This window comes from Nocardia sp. NPDC005746, assembly GCF_040630785.1.
In the GTDB taxonomy this organism is placed as follows: domain Bacteria; phylum Actinomycetota; class Actinomycetes; order Mycobacteriales; family Mycobacteriaceae; genus Nocardia.
In genome coordinates, this window is the sequence record NZ_JBEXYE010000017.1 from 132,544 (window position 1) to 152,050 (window position 19,507).

Sequence of the window (19,507 nt, forward strand, 5' to 3'; positions counted from 1 at the left end):
CATGCGCTGGTACAGGACTCGCACGACGTCGCTGATGTGCTCGAGCGAACTGGCGAGAGCAGCTGCACGACACCACTCCACGCCTGCCCTGGATGGCGGTGTGAGATCGCCAGGCCGACTGCGCGGACCTATCGATTGGTGGGCTGGCTCGCGGTCGAGGGCGTGGTGGACTTGCGGTGGTGTGAGGCGCGAGCTTTGGCACGGTTGCCGCAGATGTCCATGGAACACCAGGTCCGGCGGCGATTGCGCGAGTGGTCGTAATAGGCCCATCGGCAGCTCGGCTCCCGGCAGGCCTTCAGCCGCGTCCACGTGCCTTCGGCCACAGCCTCGGCCACGATGGCGAGGAGCCTGGCCAGCGCCGCCTCGACCGGCGTCCGGGCGCAGGGGACCAGTTGCGGCGGGGAAACGGTCACATCGAGCATCAGCGGGAAGTCGCGGGTGAGTTCGGCGAATTCGGCACGAGCGGCCGGGTTGAGGCCGTCAGGGCGTGGGCTCGAGACCGGCTCGGTGTTGTTCTCCGCGATCAGCGCGCGTAGTCCCTCGCGGATCCGTTCGGCGCGGTCGCGCTGCTCGGCGTTCACCACAGTGTCGACCGGTGCCAGGCCGTGGTCGTGCAACCACTTCGCGAGCTGTGGCGGGGTTGCGATCTCGTCGCTGTCGCGGCGGCGGGTGTTGATGAACTTCTCGATCGTGCGCAGCGGCATCGGCGCCGTCCCGGTTGCGAGGTCCGGCACAAGATCGGCAGTCCGCTCATTCTTCACCTCTCGCACCCTACCCGGCTAGTGGCCATGGTAGGTTACCTAACTGGCGTAACCGATACGTCAGTTAGATGAGAGGGGCTCGTTGGTGAGCGTCAGCATTGGCAACATCTGTATCGACACGAACAATCTGGAAGGCAGCACCGCCTTCTGGCAGGCGGTCACGGGGTACCAGGTCGCATCCTCGGATGGAGGCACCACCTACCTCGAGGACTCGAACAAGACCGGCGCCGGCCTGTCCCTGCAGGCCGTGCCCGAAGGCCGGGAGGGCAAGAATCGCCTGCACCTGGACCTGTTCACCGACGACCTGACGGGCGATGTCGACCGGATTCGGGCCCTCGGCGCGACCGAAGTGGGACGTTTCGACGGGTGGGTCGTGCTGGCCGACCCCGAGGGCAACCAGTTCTGCGTCGTCGCCGCATAGACGCACCCGCCAACTTCGTGATCCCGGTATCCCACCGCTAGAGAAGAGACAGATATGGCCTCCGTGCAGAAAGAGATCATCATCGATGCCGACCCCGCGGCCGTGTGGGCGATCATCGGTGACTTCACCGACGGGCCCCTCCGGATGGCGCCCGGCTTCGTCACCGAGAGCCGGCTCGACGAACCCGACGTCAGGGTCGTCACGCTCGCCGACGGGACCGTGGCGCGCGAGCGGCTCATCGCGCTCGACAACGAGCGGCGCCGGCTCGTCTTCTCGATCATCGGCGACACCATGCAACCGACACACGACAACGCGTCGATGCAAGTCCTCCCGCACGGGGACGGCCGCAGCCGGTTCATATGGATCCACGACACAAAACCCGACGACCTCACCCTCGTGATGGGCGCCGTCATGGACCGCGGCCTGAGCATCTTCAAACAGACCGTGGAATCCGCCAGCGAGCACCTCAGCTAGGTCAGCCGTGTCACCGCTGGCCGCGGTCCTTCCCCGGGGACTGCGGCCAGCGGTATTGCCGGACGAGGGTGCCCTACCGATCGACGGCAGGCCGGCCTTGCCCGGTCCGGCGACCAGCTGTACTCGCTTACTCGCGGCCAGTTTTCACGTTGGCACCGAAGCTGGGCCGGGAAGCCGGCGGCAGCTCCTGGGGCCCGACCCGGAAGCGGGCCTCCGACTCGAAGAGCATCAGCAACAACGCACCGACAGCCCAATACAGGAGCAACTATGACCGCCTCGCGGACAACGCCGATACTGTTCCTCAGCGGCGCAGGACTTCCAGCCTGGATCTGGGACGATGTTCGAAATTCGCTGCACGTCGAATCGGTCGTCGCGACCTACCCGCGGCGCGCGGACGCGACCCTGCGGGACTACGCCGACGCGGTTTTGGAACAGACACCCGGCCGCGTATTCACGATCGTGGCCCACTCGATCGGCGGGGTCGTGGCCAGTGAGATCGCGGCCATCGCGCCAGAGCGGCTCGACGGCATCCTCGGCGTCGCGGCGTCGATGCCCGGCATCGGGAAGTCGTTCCTCGGTGCCATGCCAACGCCGCAGAAGCTCGTCATGGGTCTGATCATGCGGTTCGCGGGAACCAAGCCTCCCGAGAACGCGATCCGCTCCGGGGTGTGCGCGGGCCTCGGCGAGGCTGACACCTCGCGCATCGTCTCGCAGTTCGAGCCGGAATCGCAACACCTCTATCGGGACGGCGTGTCCGCGCGAACGTTTCCGGCGCGCCGCGGGTATGTCGTGACCTCGTCGGACCGGGTTATCCCCGCGGCCGATCAACGCAGGCACGCCACCGAGCTCGGCGCGGAGTTCCGTAGCGAACTGTCGACAGGTCACCTGCCGATGCTGCAGGACCCGGCATCGCTGGCACGTATCGTTGGTGAGTTCAAGACCGAGAGTTGAGCCGCCGAGGTTCAACCGACTCGCCCGACTTCTACTCCCATCAGAAGTGCCGTTTCGGTCGACATGAACCCGCGGCGGTTGAATAGGCGACCTCACCAGTCACTACCCCTATTTCCGGGCAGCCCCGACCGGATAGTTCACTGCGACGATCCGATTCGGGGTGTCGTGGACAAGTGCACTGTTGTCGTCAGCGCCGCTCTTCGGATCGAGCGCAGGTTGCCGCGGCGAATGATCACGTTGCCCAGTCCGGTCGCCAGAAACGCGGCCGTTGTCAGGGGAGGTGAACTGATGGAAAAGAGCGTGCTGTGCCTGCGGATCTGTCAGACCGCCCTCGTCCGGCGCGGCCGCCAAAAGCCCGCCGCCAGGCCGACTTGAGCGCCGCCTACGTCTGCGACTTCGAAACCCAAACCCGTTCCGCCGCATAACCGCCGGAGAATGAGGAGAACCAGACGTGAGCACCCCGCCTGCTCAGCGCGAAATGTTCGCCAACGCCCGCGCTGCCGGGAGCTCGCTCACCGACGCCGGCGCGGACGTGCGCATCGCTGTCCCTCGTATGCCCCGGGAATGGGACAACGGCATCGACGAGTTCGCCGGCCTGCTCGACACGGCCATCGGCAAACAGTCCTGCTGAGCCGAAGGGCGGTTCCGCACGGCCCGGGATAACGGACCGAATCCGTGCAGCGGCGGCGGTTGCGGTCATGGTGGGCTCGGAACATCGACCCGCCATCCCACTTCGGTCATGCGCTCGGCGAGCAGCCGGACCTGCCCAGCCGTACGGAACGCCGACGCGCCGACCCGGCCGGCGAACGCCTGCTTGCCCGCCGATCTCATCGAGCGGATTCGGTTCCGGTGCAAGGTCGGGGTTCGCCTCGATCGGGCCAGGCAGCTCGTCCCCGATCGCGTTATCCTCCGCGTCCGCGACCAGCGGCGACCTTTCACCGAAATGCTGATACATCTTCCCCGCTATCGGGTTCACTCAGGGCAGGCCGGGAGCGTGTCACGACAATGCCAGTGACGACCGCGATGCCGCCGATAACAACATTCCAGCGGACAGCTTCCGACAGCAGCACTGCACCCAGAACGGTGGACCAGATCGGGACGACGTAGGTGATCGTCGAGGCGACCGCCGCCCCGGCGGAGGCGATCACCTGCATGTTGAGCACAAACGCGTAGCCCGTGCCGAACACGCCCAGCACGATCAGACCGACAGCGCCAGGCCACCCCGGCGCGGTCGGGACGTGACCGGCCAGCATGGCAAACAGGGTTAATTCCAGTGTGGCAGCGAGCAACTGGGTCAGCGATAGGACCGCTGGCGAACTCCCCGGCTTGGTAAGGAATCTGTGGGTATAGGCGAATCCAGCGCCGTAGCAGAGGGTGGCGCCCAGACATACGACAATGCCGCCCACTGTGTCAGCGTCCATGCCCCGCCAGACTCCGAGCAGGCAAGCCACGCCTGCAAACCCGATCAGGACACCTTCGACCCGACGTCGGGTCAATGGCTCGCCGGGGACCAGCAGGATGGTGAAGCCCATCGTCATGATCGGGGTCGTCGCGTTGATCAGGCCGGCCAGCACCGAGCTGATGTGTTGCTCGGCCAGCGCGAACAGGGTGAAGGGAATCGCGTTGACCAGCAAGGCGACCACAGCAGCATGGCCCCAAATCGACCGTGTGCGCGGTAGCGCCTCCCGACGCACCGCACACACGACGGTCAGCGCGAGCACGCCGAAGGCACACCGCCACAACGCGACCCACACCGAGGCGACACCCGCATCGACAGCGAGCTTGATGAGAGCGAAGCTGGCACCCCAAATCGCCGACAGCACAACAAACTTCGGCACCCAACTTGCCCTCGTTCTCGCTCTGGCTTCGACCAGGGTCATCGCAGGGGCCCCCTTCACGCGAGTCTTTCGGCCGCGTTTCAGTCTGCCGGTGAGCTATAGATGAGTCCAATGACATGAACTGGTCGAATCATGAGGAAGATTCATGGACATCTCACTCACACACCTCAAAACCTTGGTTGCGGTCGTGGACGCCGGCGGATTCGGCGCGGCCGCAGCCGAACTAGGCGTCAGCCAGTCCGCCGTATCGCACACCATCGCAGCGCTCGAGCGCCTCAGCGGACAGCCTGTGGTGACGCGGGAGTTCCCTATCACCCCCACCGCCCTGGGCCAGGGCATTCTCGAGCACGCCCGGGTCGCGGTGGCGGCCGCCACAGCCGCCCAGGACGTGCTGCGAGGCCGGACTGGCGTCCCTTCCGGTTCGATCACACTCGCGGCGCCGCCGACCGCTTGTCACGCCTTGCTTCCCGATCTCCTCAACGCCTGGGAGGTCGAACTGCCCCGAGTGAGAGTTGTTGTGCTGGAAGGTGAAGACGCCGAAGTGGCTGGGTGGATCGGTGATGCGACCGCGGATGCGGCGGTGCTCGTCGACCCGTCCGAAGCACCGACGCGAGCGGTACTGCTGGCGCGAGAGACATTCTGCGCGGCCATGAGAAGGGATCATCCGCTGGCCGCCGAGGCCGTCGTCGACATCGCCGACCTCACCGACGATCCGCTGCTGCTGTCGACGGGCGGCTGCGAGCCGCACATCCGGGAGTTGCACCGCCGTGCCCGTTCCGAATTCCGACCCACGCATCGGGTGCGCCAGCTGAGCACCTTGTTCTCCATGGTCAGGGTAGGAATCGGCGTGACCGTGGTACCCGAGTCCGCTGCGGGCATGGAAGGCGACGACCTGGTCTTGATTCCGATCAAACACAATCTCGAACGGTCCCTGTACCTTTGCGGCCCCTCCGATCGGCCATGGCATCCGGCTGTCGCCCACATGGTGGACACAGCACGTTCTCGAACCAGGTCGGCGCAGCAACCACCATCGTCTCGACATCAGTCGTCAAGGCAGGTTCGATAGTGACGTTGCGCTCTGGTGATCTGCCGCCTCGACGTCGCGTTACGTGCGCATTTCATCCCCTTGTGCGTTTGCACAACACAGGTTCGCCGATTTGTTGTGGATCGATGCTGGCGGGCGAGGTGTGACCTATGCATCATTGCTCTTGGGCTGACCAGGAGCACAGCCGAGGAACATGAACACACGGCACATCGACTACGACACCGCCGAAGGAGCCGACGTCCTCATCGTGGGCGCCGGAGCATCCGGCGGGGTGGCGGCACTCGAGTTGGCCGGCAGAGGCCTCGAGGTCGTGTGTCTGGAGCAGGGAGAATGGAACCTGCCCGACGACTTCACCGGCGACAAACCGTCGTGGGCGCTCACCCGTCTGAAGCAGTGGAACTCCAGCCCGAATGTGCGTCAGAACCCGGCCGACTATCCGGTCGATGCCACCGAGAGCCCGGTCGAACCGCTGATGTTCAACGGGGTCGGCGGTAGCACGATCCTGTTCTCCGGGCACTGGGTTCGTGCGATGCCGTCGGACTTCCGGGTCAAGACACTCGACGGCGTGGCCGAGGACTGGCCGTTCACCTATGAGGATCTGCGACCGTTCTACGACGAGGTCACCCACCATATCGGCGCGTCCGGGCTGGAAGGCGACCCCGCCTATCCGGATCCGCACACCTTTCCGCTGCCACCGCTGCCGATCGGCAAGTACGGGCTGGTCGCGGCCAAAGGGATGGACAAGCTGGGCTGGCACTGGTGGCCGGCACCGAATGCCATCGCGTCGCGCGACTTCAAGAACCGCCCGGCCTGCCTGCGCTACGGCGCGTGTGAATCCGGATGTCCAACCGGAGCCAAGGCCAGCACCGACCTCACACACTGGCGTGACGCGATCGCGCTGGGTGCGGTGCTGATCACCGGTGCCCGGGTCAGCCGGCTCACCGTGAACGACCGCGGACTTGTCACCGGCGCCGAGTACGTCGACCGCGACGGGAACCTGCGACACCTGGCGGCGCGGGTTACCGTGATGGCCGCGAACGGTGTCGGCACACCGCGCCTGCTGCTGAACTCGACCTCGTCGCTTTTCCCCGACGGCCTCGCCAACTCCTCCGGGCTGGTGGGCAAGCGTCTGATGACGCACCCGTACGCCTCGGTATTCGGTGCCTATGACGAAGACCTCGAAACCTGGCTCGGCCCGGCAGGACAGGCGCTGCAGTCGATGCAGTTCTACGAGACCGACACCGGCCGTGGTTTCGTGCGGGGAGCGAAGTGGAACCTGATGCCGACCGGTGGCCCGCTCGCCCACGTCCTGTGGGAGCGGGGCCAGGACTGGCGTGGGAGTTTCGGGCCCGCCTTCCACAGCCGCCTCGAGCGCACGTTCGGGCGCTACACCGAATGGGGGATCACCACCGAAGACCTGCCCGACGAGCACAACGCGGTCATGCTCGCCGCGGATGTCACGGACTCCGACGGGATCCCGGCCGCGAAAATCCGCTACACCATCGGTGAGAACTGTGAGCGAATGCTCGAATTCAACGTGGAGCGGGCGATCGAGGCGCATCAGGCCGCCGGGGCTGTCGAAGTCCACCCGATCCCAGTGGTGCGCCACAGCGCCTGGCATCTGCTCGGCACGGCCACCATGGGCACCGACCCCGCCGCCTCCGTCGTCGATCAGTGGGGTCGGGCACACGACGTACCCAATTTGTTCGTCATCGACGGCAGCGTCTTCGTCACATCCACGGGCGTGAACCCGACCGCGACCATCATGGCGATTGCGCTGCGCTCGATGCGGCACCTCGCCGACACCCGCCACAGCATCCCGACCGCGTTCTAAGGACAGCATGATGTTCGATTCCGACCAGCGACGCACCTTCGCACTTCTCGCCGACACACTGATTCCCGCGTCCGGCTCCATGCCCTCGGCGAGCGCCGCCGGAGTACCCGGCGCGTTGCTCGACCAGGTTCTCGGCTACCGGCCCGATATCGCAGAGGCGTTCGCCGCCGCCGTCGCATCGGGTACTGACAAGGACCCCGAAGCCGCTCTCGATGAGCTCGCCGTGCACAGGCCCGAGCAGTTCGAGGCGCTGACGGTGCTGACGGCGGGCGCGTACTTCCTCAGTCCCGCCGTAAAGGCCGCCATGCCCTATGCCGCGGCACCGCGTCCGGCCCGTGACGACATGGATTCCTACGCCGATCTTCTCGCCGACGTTGTCGAGCGCGGCTTCGTCATCCGCTGATCGAACCTGTCGCGGCCGAAACCGCACTCCCCGAACCTGCCCCGGGGTCCTGCGAAAGGCAACACCAGTGAGTGAAAATCACAGCGGTCGTGAGGAATCCGTCTCCACCATCGAATCGGCCACCATCCAGCCGATCCCAGCCGATCAGCGCCACGGGCGCAACCGGGACATGTTCACAATCTGGTTCGGAACCAACATCATGATCCTGGCGATCGTCACCGGGGCGTTGTCGACGACCCGCTTCGGGCAGCCCGCCTGGTCGGCCGCGCTGGCGATCATCGCAGGAAACCTCTTCGGTGCGATCTTCATGGCGCTGCACTCTGCTCAGGGGCCCAGGCTGGGTGTTCCACAGATGGTGCAGACCAAGGGCCAATTCGGTTCGCTGGGATCGATTCTCATCGTCGGCGTCGTCGTCTGCATGTACATGGGGTTCTTCATCTCGATTCTTGTCTTCGGCGGGCAGTCTCTCGCGTCGGCGATACCCTTCCTGAGCGGTAGGGCCGGCACCGTGGTGCTCGCGGCGATCAGCGTCTGCGCGGCCATCTGGGGTTACACCCTGATCCACGCCTACGCGCGCATCATGACGTGGGCGTCGGGGCTGGTTCTGCTGATGGCGTTCGTCTGGGCGTTCGTCGTCCACTCGGTGCCCGCTCACTTCTTCAGCACGGGCACTGCGACGCCGGCCGGCTTCATGAGCACCTTCGGGGCGTGTGCGGTGTGGCAGATCGCCTATGCCCCATACGTTTCCGATTATTCGCGCTACCTGCCGGCAAAGACGGGCTCGAGGCCGGCATTCTGGATGAGCTACTGGGGCACCAGTATCGGCTCGATCCTGCCGATGGTCCTCGGGGCAGGCATCGGATTGCTGCTCCCCCACACCGACCCGGTTGTCGCCCTGACCGAGGCTACCGCAGGGATCAGCGTCGTGGTGGTTGTGGTCTTCAGCGTCGGAGTCGCCGCTACGAACGCGATGAACCTGTACTGCGGCACGCTGTGCACGATCACGATTGCGCAGACGATCTTTCCGCGCTTCAATCCACGCGGGCGCGAACGTGCTCTGGTCGCCACCGGACTGTGCGCGCTGGCCGCGAGTGTCGCGCTCACCGGGGGCAGCGACTTCGTCGCAACTTACAAGAACTTCCTGGTTCTGCTGCTGGGTTCGCTGGCGCCGTGGACCGCCGTGAATCTGGTGGACTACTACCTGGTCCGGCATGGGGACTACGTCGTCGAGGATTTCTACAAGCGCGACGGCGGTCGCTACGGCCGGGTCAACTGGCCTGCGGTCGGCTGCTACCTCATCGGTGTCGCTGTACAACTCCCGTTCATGATCATCGGAACCGCCTTCATCGGACCGATCGCCAAAATGCTCGGCAACACGGATATCTCGCTCATCGTCGGATTGGCTGTCGTTTCACCGCTCTACTACTTCACAGCCACAGCTCTTGCCCGCCGCAGGAATCGTTCCGCCGCACTTGACGCCTCGGCGACGCGGCCGAAACGAAGAACCTATCTACAGGCGCCGGGCCGGGCGCAGAAAGTACAGGCGAATAATCATGGCATCAACTGAAATTGGGCGATTCACCGTTCGGCGCCCATCTCCGGATCAGATCCCGGTCGCTGACGTGCCGCCCACAGGCCACTTCATCGGCGGATCGTTTGTCCAGGGCTCGTCCACGGACGTCATCGACGTCCTCGATCCGACCACGGAAGAGATCCTCGGATCCGTCCCGGCAGGAACCATCGAAGATGTCGATTCGGCCGTGGAGGCGGCCGTCGAGGCTCAAAGATCGTGGGGCTGCACCACACCGCGGGAACGATCCGAGGTGCTCTCCCGGATCGCGGACATCGTAGAAGCCAACCGCGAAGCACTCGCAGTGCTCGAGTCCGCGAATACCGGCAAACCCCGCAGCATCGCCGAGGACGATGTCTCCAACACCATGGACACGTTCCGGTTCATGGCGGGGGCGGGGCGGACGATGACTTCCCTGGCCGGTGGAGACTATGCACGGGGACACACCTCGGTCATTCTCCGCGAACCGGTGGGAGTGGTCGGGGTGATCACGCCCTGGAACTATCCGCTGCTGATGGCCGCCTGGAAGATCGGCGCCATTCTTGCCGCCGGAAACAGCGTGGTACTCAAGCCCGCCGAACAGACGCCGCTGTCGGTACTGAAACTGGCCGAGCTCATCGCCGGGCACATCCCCGACGGAACTGTCAATATCGTGACCGGCCTTGGCGGGACAGTAGGACAGCGCCTGGCCGAACACCCCGACATCGCACTTGTCGCGGTGACGGGAAGCGTTCTCAGTGGCCGGGCAGTCGCAGAAACCGCCTCACGTTCGGTCAAACGCGTCCACCTCGAACTCGGCGGCAAGGCACCCGTCGTCGTCTTCGCCGACGCCGACCTCGGTGCGGCCGCGGCCGGAGTGCGCAACGCCGGATTCTTCAATGCGGGCCAGGACTGCGGCGCAGCCTGCCGGGTACTGGTGCACGAATCGGTGGCGGAAGAGTTCACCCAACTCCTGGTTCGGGAAGTCGGCAGCCTTGTAGTCGGCGCGCCGGCTGCCGGGGACGACGTCGAAATCGGCCCTATGGTTTCCCGCCCACACTTCGAGCGCGTACGGAAGTCGTTGGCCGAGGCGACGGCGGCCGGCCTGCACGCGGCGATCGGCGGCGCGGTGCTGGACGGCCCCGGCTACTTCATCGAACCGACTGTGTTCAGCGCGGTGCCGGCCGGGGCGCCGATCACCCAGCAGGAAATCTTCGGCCCCGTCGTCACAGTCGAATCGTTCAGCACGACCGACGAGGCGGTTGCGAGGGCCAACGAGACACCGTATGGCCTCTCGGCGTCGGTATGGACGCGGGATGCGGGCCTCTCTCTGAGCGTGCCCAAGCGGCTCGACTTCGGCACTGTCTGGGTCAACTCTCACCTCGTGTTCGCATGCGAGGTGCCATGGGGCGGGTTCAAGGGATCAGGCTACGGCCGCGACCTCTCGCTCTACGCGCTCGACGACTTCTCCCGGACCAAACACGTCATGATCAACCACAGCGCATGAGCCCTGGATACGAGGTGGGAAGTCACTGCATCGCCGGCCGGCGCGACGCAGCGCCGCCCAAACATGGATCATGTGAACTCAGGATGGTCCTGCACCTGCTCCGACCCACCTCGCGATCTGAGCCCGCGAGGTGAAACCCAGCTTCGTCAGGATGTGCTCGACGTGCCCCTGGGCAGTGCGCTGTGAGATCATCAATCGACCAGCGATTGCGCTGTTGGTGAGGCCTTCGGCTACCAGTTCGGCGACCTGCTGCTCACGTTTGGTGAGGACCGACGCCGCTCGGTCGGCGAGCGATGGGGGGTCTTCTTCGAGGCCGAAGGCAGCGGCCGCGGCGAAACTCATCGCACCGCCCTTCGCCCGGGTTTTTTCGAATTCTCGCGTTCCGAGAATCTCCTGTGCGCGGCGCTCGCAGGCCTCGTGATAGGTGGCCAGGTTGGGGAACAGGATGGAGGAGCTACCGGCGGCCCGGCCCCGTGCTTCGGCAGCACCCATCAACACGCAGGCGCGGCGGACATCGTCGCGATCCGACGCGATCCATGCGAGAGCTTCCAAACTGGTCGCGGCGATGAGCGGATCATCTACCGAGCGTGCATGACGAAGGCTCTCCTGCAACAGGTCGGTGGCCCGGTCGAGCGCACCCTGCCTCCAGACGGCCGTACCCATCGCCCACAACAGCCAGGAGCGAAACGACGTCTCTCCTCCGCGAGAGTCGGCGAATGCCAGCGTCTGCTCGTGACAGGCGACCGCGCGCCGGAGATCCCCACTGAGTTGGTATGCCCACCCCAGCAACAGGGAAGAGTCCATTCGCAATACGGGATCGCTACAGCCTGCGGCCAGTTCTCCGGCCTGCTCCAGGCGGGCGACTGCATGGCCGAGATCGTCGCCGACAAGCGCGGTGTAACCGTCCGCAACCGCCTCCCACATGGCGATCTCCGGGCCGGCCATCTGCCTGGCCAGCCCCCTGAGTTCCGCCACCCGTGCCTTCGCCGCGGCCAGGTCCGCCTGAGCCGCGGCAAGCATCCCGGCCGAGTAGAGCGCCTTGGCGCGATCTCGACCGTGTCCACCGGCCGAGTGGGCCAAAGTACGGTCGAGCCAGCTGCGGCCCTCGGTGATTCGGCCACCCATGTACCAGAACGAGAACAGAGCTGCTGCAATCCTCATGCCGCCGGTACCGGCCTCGTCGAACTCCATTGCCTTGCGCAGATTCGGCAGTTCCCGCTTCAGGCGAGAATCCCACTCGAGTTGGCGGGGACTGATCCACTCGGCCTCCGCGTCGAACGCCAACCGCTCGTACCAATCCCGATGCCGGCGACCGATCTCCCGGTCCTCACCTGCCTCCTCGAGCTTTCTCCTGCCGTAGTTCTGCACCGTGTCGAGCATCCGAAACCTGACCACGCCACCGGATTCCTCCCGGATCAGGATCGACTTCTCCACCAACGCGAACAATGCATCGAGCAGGTCGGGGTCGGGTGTGGCGGTGCCGCACACCTGTTCGGCTGCGTCGAGGTCGAAGCTGTGAGCGAAGATCGACAGTTGCCACCACAGCTGCTGCTCGCGTGGCGTGCACAGGTCGTAACTCCAGCCGATGCACCACCACAGCGTCTGCTGGCGCGTCGGGACATCCCGATTGCCCGCTGTGAGCAGGGTGTACCGGTCATCGAGCCGTCGGAGGATCTGATCGGCGGACAGCACGCGCAGCCGGGCCGTGGCCAGCTCGATCGCCAATGGCAACCCGTCCAGCCGGGCACAGATCCGGGCTACGGCAAGCCGGTTGTTTCGGGTCAGCTCGAACCCGGGCACTACCGCCGCCGCTCGTTCGACGAACAATTCCACCGCATCGTATCGGGACGCTTCTCCCAGCGTGGGCATGCTGGACGGATCCGGGAAACCCAGTGGCGTCACCGGCAACACGGATTCGCCGCCGATTCCGAGGACCTCGCGGCTGGTGGCCAAGATCGACAGGTCCACGCAGGCACGCAGTAGCGACTCCGCGAGGTCCGCGACCGCCCCCACCAGGTGCTCGCAGTTGTCGAGCACCAGCAAAATTTTGCGTGTCGACAGAAACTCGACCAGTACCTCCCTCGTCAGCCTGCCGGCCAGGTTCTGCACGCCTACGGACGTAGCCACAATGTCGTCCACTAACTCGGGGTCGTCGATGTCGCCGAACTCGACCAGTCGCACCCCGTCTGCGTAACCGCGGCGCAACTTGCTCGCCGCCCGCGACGCGAGCCGCGTCTTGCCGACCCCACCGATGCCCGTCAGCGTAACCAGACGCGATTCCGACAGCGCCTTCTTCACCTCGGACAGTTGTGCCTTCCGACCGACAAAGCTTGTCAGTTCCAACGGAAGGGCACCCGTATCCCCGCTGCGACGGCACGGTCCCCGCGCCGGTACGTGGGTTTCCTGCACGTTGTCGGGTTCACCGCGGATAGTCATCTCATCGACGGCGTAACCATGGTCGCGCTGGATCCGTTGGAGCTGCTTACCGAGGGCGAGGGCGGAGGGGCGCTGCGACGGATCGCGGTCCATCGCGGTCTCGATTGCCGCGCACACATCGGCGGGGATCCCGCCCGTGCGCAGATCCGGCACCGGATCGGTGGTGATCCGAAGAAACTGCGCAACGACCTGTTCCCCACTCCGGCGTTCGAAAGCGGCATGTCCGGTGAGCGCACAGAACAACGTGCTTCCCAGCCCGTACACATCCGACGCCGGACCGGGCGGATGGCCGTCGAGAACCTCGGGAGCAGCGAAAGCCGGCGACGCCATGACCGTTCTAGCTGCGGTCTCGAATCCACCGGCGATACGGGCGACTCCGAAATCGCACAACGCCGGCTCCCCGTATTCGGTGAACAGGATATTCGCCGGTTTGACGTCACGATGCACGATACCGAGCCGGTGCGCCGTCTCGAGCGCCCCGGCCACCTTGATCCCGAGCCGCAGCGCCTCGTCCACAGAAAGTGGACCGTCCCTGCGGATCCGGTCCTCGAGAGATCCGCGCTCGTGGCACTGCATCACCAAATACGGTCTCCCAGAAGAGATCTCGCCGATCTGCAAAACCCCGACGATGTTCGGGTGGCCGGTCAGCCGCCCCATCGCGCGCTGCTCCCGCAGAAATCGCGCTCTGCTTTCCTCGTCCGGTTCAGCGGTGGTGAGCACCTTCACCGCGACGACGCGATCCAGGTCGCGCTGGGTGCAGCGGCAGACCACGCCGAACCCGCCCCGCCCGATCTCCTCGGCGTCCTCGAACCCCACCGAACTCAGCTCCGCGACTGGCGGAGCCGCCATATCCATATCCCGGTGTTTTCTGAGGGGGTCATCCTCGACCATGTGGGTCACCTGCGATTCACGCCCCCGGAACTCCGATAGTAGTCCGCTGTGCTGCCGAAGTTCCCGATCCGGTGGATCCGGTGGCACCGACCGGCCGCGGGCGACGGCGACGTTGGCGATCACGGGGCGTTTGTGGTGGGCAGTGAACTGTTCCCACTGGTGGTGCAGGCGATGGTTGCCGGCGTGCCCGCAGGCGCGGGCCGCGGCGAGCACCAGCGCCCAGCGCGCACCCATGGTGGCGGTGGGACTGCGGTAGGTCCTGCGGTGGTGCCAGGCGGCCTTGAAAGCAGGCGGCGGGCATGGCTGTTGCCGGTCTTGGTGATCGATCCCTGCGATCAGGTGGTGCCGGAGGAGTATTCGGTGGGCACCAAACCCAGGTAAGCACCGATGGTCTTGCCGGTGAAGCGATCTCGTAACCGACGGTCAGCGAGGGCTGCGTGGCGTGGGCGCCGCCGACGGGCTGCATAGGGGGCGATCTTGAGCGCGAAATCGCCCAGCGCGAACTGGGACCGTGACTGCTGCCCCACCAGGACCCTGCCCCGGGCGACCATCTGCCGGTACTGGCGCTGTGTGACTTTCCCGATCTTGGCCGGCATCGTGATCATCTCCGACATCACCGACCCTGTCCCCACCTCCAGCTGGCGAACCCCGCAATCGGCGCAGGTCGTGATGTGAGATGCGAACGTATAACTTCTGACTCACCCATGGTGACCCTCCGAGACAACCAGACGCCATGCCGCATCAAAGACGATTTGACCATTTCAGGGGCTATTTTCTCGATATCGGCAAACCGTTCGGAACTGGTGTCACCGTGACGTGTTCGACGAACGGTTACGCCACGCGCGGGTTCGACACCGCGGCGAGCAGTACACCGTCGACGTGCGCCGGTCCAGGCCCGCGATCCACTGCTGGCCGCATTCAGGACACCGAGCCCGGACGTGGCACCGATGGTCGGTACCCGTGAGCGTGTCCGCTTCACCCACCGCCAGTGCCGGGCACGGCACGACGCCGAACAGTAGACCGCGTCACCACGCACGGACTCCGCCAACGCTGCCCGCACCCGTGACAGTAGCGACCGGCCTCCGCGGGGCTGGACGCGCCAAACCTGCCGACGAGCTGATCGGCCTGGTCTACTCCGTGACCCCCAAGTACCAATTCGTGGACCCTGATGCGGCCGGTCTGCCGTGGTACCAGCGCCCCGCCCTGCTGGCGGGCATCGCGCTGACGGGCGTCGTTGTGTTGAACATCGTCGTGGGATGAGGAACTGACACAATGCTTTTCGATATCCGAACCATCGTCGCGGGACTGCTCGGCTGCTACGGAGTGATCCTCATCGTGACCGCCGCCCTGCACGACACCGACGCCGACCACCTGCGCTCCGGCGGGTGGAACATCAACCAGTGGACCGGACTGGGCATGCTGGCCGCCGCGGTCGTCTTCATGACATGGACTCTCGCACGCCCGATCCGTACTCCGGAGCAAGCCCCAGCCGCCCCAAGACACGATCGAAGCCATCGACGCCAACGCAGGCGAGACCAGCGGTAGGGGCGGGCATCCCGCGCGGGCAGAAATGCCGCGCTCGAATCCCGCTGCGTGGCTTCCATGGCGGGATGCATCGCTCACGACGTCGTGCTTGCCGATTGGGTTTTCGAGTGTGTCACGACCGGCGGCGTACGGGTGGGGTTTCGGGTGTGGAGGCGAAGGGGAGCCGGGATGCCGGCCGCATCCTCACAGTTTTCTCATAGGTGGAACAGCAGAATTCGTTTCGTGAGGTCGAAATCAGTGTCAGGGCAATGGCGCACTCTGCTTGCGCTTGCGCTGACGGTGGCCGCCGCGTGCCCGCTCGCCGGGTGCGCGGCGGAACCGGACCTCGATACACCCGCCATCCAGGGTCTTCCCGTGGCCTTGGTGTATCGGGGCCCGGCGTCCTGCGACGGATGTTCGGAGGCTGCGGCGGACCTGCTGGCTCGCTCGGGTCGGTTCACCGTGAAATTCACCGGTCCTGATTCGGAGCTGCCCCTCGACGGCCGAACGCTGGCAGCCGCTTCGGTGTACCTGCAACCCGGCGGAGGTGACGATGTCGCCCACGCCCGCCGCCAGATGGACCCCTACGCTGCCGCGATCACCGACTATGTCCGATCCGGTGGCCGCTACCTCGGCATCTGCATGGGTGGCTACCTCGCCGGCACCGTCAACGGTTTCGGTCTGTGGCCAGGCGAGGTCGAACAGTACTCGGACTCACCCGGCGCCGAGATCCACAGCACCGCCGTCACCGTGGCCACCGTGGTCTGGCGAAACCACAACCAGCAGACGTACTTCCAGGACGGCCCGTTCTTCGCCGTCCCGGATTCGGCTGATCCGCCCCAGATCCTGGCACGCTACCGCAACGGCGCCGCCGCAGCAGTGGTCGCGCCGTCGGGCAAGGGGCGGATCGCGCTGGTCGGGCCGCACCCGGAGGCATCCGAATCCTGGTATGCCGAACATCATCTCGACAGCACCGCTGCCGATGACCGCCCGGGCCTGGACCTGATCACCGCGCTGATGAGCCGGTGAACCCGATCTCCGGCACGCTGGTGGGAAACCTGCGGACGCAAGAGCCAGCGACTGCAGACCGCCGCCGGACTCTCTCGATCTGAACTCCGGCTGAATGTGCCTGTCGCGCAGGCAGGTATGGGTGGGGAATCGCAAGTGGTCGCCTCGCTGCTGCCGTGTTGTCCAGCATGCCGGGCTTGCGCGTCGGCACCGGGCCGAACAAGGAGCCCGCGAAGTCGCGGTCTGTGCAGTGCCTGGGGCCTTTCGTCGGGATCGGTCTTCCGGGTGTCGAGCGGTCCCCTGCGGGGTTGGACCTGGGGCAAGGGACCGTCTCTGCCTCACCCCTCGTACGTATGCCATCGGCAGTCAACTTGCGAACCCGTCTGCTCGGCCGGTTTTGCCTTATCATCGACACTTTCCGAATCAGTACTCAGCCCCAATCGATAGCCGAAAGTCCCTCGTGACAGGACGGGAATCGAGGCGACCAATCCAGCTCGCGTTTGGCCTTTTCATTGGATAGGCGAATGCGGGTGCTCACCATCAGCGCATGCATATACGGGGCGGCTCGCAACAGCCACGACGGTATTCGACGCGGTTCCTGGGCGGCGGCCGCTCGGGCGATGGCTCGGATGTATTCGTCGAAGCCGAGCGGGTGGTCGTCGGAAATGTTGTACGACTCTCCGCCGCGCCCCCTCTCGAGGGCCGCGACGGTCGCCGCCGCGGCATCGGCGATATGGATGGGCGATGTCACACCCGCTGGTCGCGGGACCGGCAGTAGACGCTTACGTGTCATGTCCGCGAGGGTGTAGGTGCTGACCTCCGGACCGTAGAACAGACCATAGCGTAGGGCTATGCCGTCCATCCCTGGTGCGGAGAGCACTTGGTTCTCGTTGGAGAGCATCGAACGCAGGTGCCGGTCGAAAGCGTCGTTTGCGGGTACACCGAAGGGGGCGTCTTCGGTGATTGGATCATCACCGTGGTCGCGGTAACCATAACCGAGAAAGAATGATTGGGTGACGAACCGGTGCGCACCGACCACTTCGGCCGCCCGCAGTAGATGCGTGGTGCCCACATCGCGCAGGGCGTTGGTCGTATAGAGATGGCGATGCGCAGTCGGGGTCCGTGTGAGCGCGGTGGCTTCGTGAATCACCGCGTCGGCCGCACGGCCTTCGAGAGCCGTCAGCAATCCACGTTGGTCCATGATGTCAGCGAGTACCGGTTCGGCTCCGGCCGCGGCCAGCCGTCCGGCTCCGATCTCGCTCCGGCACAATCCGATGACCGTGTGCCCGGCGGCAATCAGTTGCGACACCAGTTCACTGCCCAGTGTTCCGGTAGCGCCCGCTAGCAAGACCTTCATCGGGTGGCCTCCATTCGCCGTGCCCGCAGGGCCTGCAGACGAATGACCAGTGCGCCGGCGGCGAGTGCCGACACCAGTCCGAGCATCCAGAAGTCGGAGTCGTTGCCACCGAGATCGCGGTCCAGCGCATGGTTGATCGCGTGGAAGGAATTGGCGAACACGAACCCCGTCAGCGTGACCGCGAGTGCGTCGCGCCACCACAGTGCGCATAGCAGCATCAGCCCGATGCCGATTTGGAAAACACCGGCGTCGTGCAGAAAGTGCACATGGTTGGGCCAGTTCGCCCAGTCGGCGAATCCAGCCGGATCAACCCGCATCCAGACGCCGAATCCCACCATCGTCGTCGCGGCCGACACGGTCGCGGTCACAACGAGACCGTTCGCGCGAACGTACCGAGCACTTTTCATCGCGTCACCTCCGGTGACCTCGGACCTTCTGGGACGTGCCTGACGGATACCGGCATCGTCGCTACCCTCCTCTTTTGTCATCGCTCTCCAAAACAGATTTGAGCACTTACTCCAGTGCAGTGAAGGACGCCGAAATATGATGCGCGCCACCATGTTCGATGCTTGAAGACCAGCTCTGTGCGGCAGTGGTTGGTCGAATCGCGGTGATCGGCAGGGTCTTTCTGATGCGCTGGTGCCGGCTCGATCAGTGTCGTGCCGTGGTCATCGAACCCCTTGGGGCAGGGCAACCGAACGACGCGGGTGATCTTGATAGCTCGGTGTTCGGTGGCGCTGCACCATACCGGTCGGTGACCGCGTGGAACTTGCTGGCGCACATGAGTTGACTGTGGGGCCGTGCTGGGTCGGGCTGGACTCGGCTCATCAAGCTGGGACTGCGGCGTTGCGGCGATGGCGGATCCATCCACGGACGCCGACGGCCAGAGGTGCCAGGACCGCGAGAAACCCCGAGACGGGCTCGCATGCGAGGCCGAACAGGGTGAGCACCGCGATTGCGGCGAGGATCGGGGCCGGCACGTAGCCTCTGGTTCGCTCAATCTCGATCACGGAAATACCGAAGCAGACAGCGGCGACACCGAACGCGGTGAACCAGAAGGAGAACTCGGCCGTTTCGTCGCCAACCACCCACATGACACCTCCGAGCGCAGTGTGAACCGATCCGATGAAGCTGAGCAGGCCGCCTGTCAGCGAGAATCCAGTTTTTGAATCCACATTCCTGAACCTTTCCTTAGCTGTATTGGAGACCCCGACGATCGTGGTGAGCTAGAGCAGTCAGCGAGATCCTGGCCCTCCGCCTTGCTATCGGGCTGTGGCTGCGCGCCCTGACCCGTTCCGGAAAGCGCCCTGACCCGTTCCGGAAATCGGTGGTACACAGATCCGTTGGACGCGCCAGCCGCCCGCGCTACCGCAGACATGGTGACCGCTGCCGGACCCGACTCGGCCAGTGGAGTCGCTCGCGGCAGCACCGCGCAGGCGATCCGAGCTATTTTTGGCCGGCCTACCCATATTGTGGAAACCATGCTCCAATTCGCTTGGAGACACACA

Annotated in this window: 21 protein-coding genes; 13 read left to right on the forward strand and 8 right to left on the reverse strand. The window is 65.3% G+C overall.

Annotated elements, in window-relative coordinates; all coding sequences use genetic code 11:
* Positions 1-128: 128 nt before the first annotated feature.
* Positions 129-704: a CGNR zinc finger domain-containing protein gene (locus ABZ412_RS27665; protein WP_357285565.1), complete on the reverse strand. Its 576-nt coding sequence runs from the start codon at positions 702-704 to the stop codon at positions 129-131.
* Positions 705-846: 142 nt separating this feature from the next.
* On the opposite strand from ABZ412_RS27665, the gene ABZ412_RS27670 reads away from it, so the two are divergent.
* The 4 genes from ABZ412_RS27670 to ABZ412_RS27685 all read left to right on the forward strand — a co-directional run bounded on the left by ABZ412_RS27670 (position 847) and on the right by ABZ412_RS27685 (position 3,238).
* Positions 847-1,182: a VOC family protein gene (locus ABZ412_RS27670; protein WP_357285568.1), complete on the forward strand. Its 336-nt coding sequence runs from the start codon at positions 847-849 to the stop codon at positions 1,180-1,182.
* A 54-nt stretch (positions 1,183-1,236) separates the two neighbouring features.
* Positions 1,237-1,656 carry an SRPBCC family protein gene (locus tag ABZ412_RS27675; protein ID WP_357285570.1) on the forward strand — a complete coding sequence of 140 codons (420 nt, stop codon included), beginning with the start codon at positions 1,237-1,239 and terminating at the stop codon, positions 1,654-1,656.
* 267 nt (positions 1,657-1,923) lie between these two features.
* Positions 1,924-2,607, forward strand: coding sequence for an alpha/beta hydrolase (locus tag ABZ412_RS27680; protein ID WP_357285573.1), 684 nt, complete (start codon positions 1,924-1,926; stop codon positions 2,605-2,607).
* Between the two features lie 451 nt (positions 2,608-3,058).
* Entirely contained in the window at positions 3,059-3,238 is a 180-nt protein-coding gene (locus ABZ412_RS27685; RefSeq protein ID WP_357285576.1) for a hypothetical protein, read from the forward strand.
* 304 nt (positions 3,239-3,542) lie between these two features.
* Here ABZ412_RS27685 and ABZ412_RS27690 read toward each other — a convergent pair whose 3' ends face one another.
* Complete coding sequence (locus tag ABZ412_RS27690; RefSeq protein ID WP_357285579.1) at positions 3,543-4,487, reverse strand: DMT family transporter; 945 nt, start codon at positions 4,485-4,487, stop codon at positions 3,543-3,545.
* 103 nt (positions 4,488-4,590) lie between these two features.
* Between ABZ412_RS27690 and ABZ412_RS27695 the strand changes: the two genes are divergently transcribed.
* From ABZ412_RS27695 to ABZ412_RS27715, 5 genes are all read left to right on the forward strand, one after another.
* Entirely contained in the window at positions 4,591-5,511 is a 921-nt protein-coding gene (locus ABZ412_RS27695; RefSeq protein ID WP_357285581.1) for a LysR substrate-binding domain-containing protein, read from the forward strand.
* 172 nt (positions 5,512-5,683) lie between these two features.
* A complete protein-coding gene (locus ABZ412_RS27700) occupies positions 5,684-7,324 on the forward strand; it encodes a GMC family oxidoreductase (protein ID WP_357285584.1) in 1,641 nt (546 codons plus the stop codon).
* A 10-nt stretch (positions 7,325-7,334) separates the two neighbouring features.
* Entirely contained in the window at positions 7,335-7,727 is a 393-nt protein-coding gene (locus ABZ412_RS27705) for a hypothetical protein (protein WP_357285587.1), read from the forward strand.
* Between the two features lie 67 nt (positions 7,728-7,794).
* Complete coding sequence (locus ABZ412_RS27710; RefSeq protein WP_357285590.1) at positions 7,795-9,294, forward strand: cytosine permease; 1,500 nt, start codon at positions 7,795-7,797, stop codon at positions 9,292-9,294.
* On the forward strand, positions 9,281-10,783 hold the full coding sequence (locus ABZ412_RS27715) for an aldehyde dehydrogenase family protein (RefSeq protein ID WP_357285593.1): 1,503 nt from the start codon (positions 9,281-9,283) through the stop codon (positions 10,781-10,783). Before ABZ412_RS27710 ends, ABZ412_RS27715 begins: the two co-directional genes overlap by 14 nt.
* 78 nt (positions 10,784-10,861) lie before the next feature.
* Here ABZ412_RS27715 and ABZ412_RS27720 read toward each other — a convergent pair whose 3' ends face one another.
* A complete protein-coding gene (locus ABZ412_RS27720) occupies positions 10,862-14,344 on the reverse strand; it encodes a protein kinase (RefSeq protein ID WP_357285596.1) in 3,483 nt (1,160 codons plus the stop codon).
* A 101-nt stretch (positions 14,345-14,445) separates the two neighbouring features.
* Positions 14,446-14,724: a hypothetical protein gene (locus ABZ412_RS27725; RefSeq protein WP_357285599.1), complete on the reverse strand. Its 279-nt coding sequence runs from the start codon at positions 14,722-14,724 to the stop codon at positions 14,446-14,448.
* Between the two features lie 448 nt (positions 14,725-15,172).
* Here ABZ412_RS27725 and ABZ412_RS27730 point away from each other — a divergent pair, with 448 nt between their 5' ends.
* From ABZ412_RS27730 to ABZ412_RS27740, 3 genes are all read left to right on the forward strand, one after another.
* Entirely contained in the window at positions 15,173-15,370 is a 198-nt protein-coding gene (locus ABZ412_RS27730) for a hypothetical protein (RefSeq protein WP_357285601.1), read from the forward strand.
* Between the two features lie 12 nt (positions 15,371-15,382).
* Entirely contained in the window at positions 15,383-15,655 is a 273-nt protein-coding gene (locus ABZ412_RS27735) for a hypothetical protein (RefSeq protein WP_357285604.1), read from the forward strand.
* Between the two features lie 222 nt (positions 15,656-15,877).
* Positions 15,878-16,663, forward strand: a complete 786-nt coding sequence (locus tag ABZ412_RS27740) for a BPL-N domain-containing protein (RefSeq protein ID WP_357285607.1) — start codon at positions 15,878-15,880, stop codon at positions 16,661-16,663.
* A 409-nt stretch (positions 16,664-17,072) separates the two neighbouring features.
* Here ABZ412_RS27740 and ABZ412_RS27745 read toward each other — a convergent pair whose 3' ends face one another.
* Entirely contained in the window at positions 17,073-17,999 is a 927-nt protein-coding gene (locus ABZ412_RS27745) for an NAD-dependent epimerase/dehydratase family protein (protein WP_357285610.1), read from the reverse strand.
* Positions 17,996-18,367: a hypothetical protein gene (locus ABZ412_RS27750; RefSeq protein WP_357285613.1), complete on the reverse strand. Its 372-nt coding sequence runs from the start codon at positions 18,365-18,367 to the stop codon at positions 17,996-17,998. The genes ABZ412_RS27745 and ABZ412_RS27750 overlap by 4 nt, the downstream gene beginning before the upstream one ends.
* 197 nt (positions 18,368-18,564) lie before the next feature.
* Here ABZ412_RS27750 and ABZ412_RS27755 point away from each other — a divergent pair, with 197 nt between their 5' ends.
* Positions 18,565-18,789, forward strand: a complete 225-nt coding sequence (locus ABZ412_RS27755; RefSeq protein ID WP_357285616.1) for a hypothetical protein — start codon at positions 18,565-18,567, stop codon at positions 18,787-18,789.
* Positions 18,790-18,826: 37 nt separating this feature from the next.
* Here the strand turns inward: ABZ412_RS27755 and ABZ412_RS27760 are convergent, their stop codons facing one another.
* Positions 18,827-19,174, reverse strand: coding sequence for a DUF6463 family protein (locus ABZ412_RS27760; protein ID WP_357285618.1), 348 nt, complete (start codon positions 19,172-19,174; stop codon positions 18,827-18,829).
* On the reverse strand, positions 19,147-19,482 hold the full coding sequence (locus ABZ412_RS27765) for a helix-turn-helix domain-containing protein (protein WP_357285621.1): 336 nt from the start codon (positions 19,480-19,482) through the stop codon (positions 19,147-19,149). Before ABZ412_RS27765 ends, ABZ412_RS27760 begins: the two co-directional genes overlap by 28 nt.
* Between the last annotated feature and the right edge of the window lie 25 nt (positions 19,483-19,507).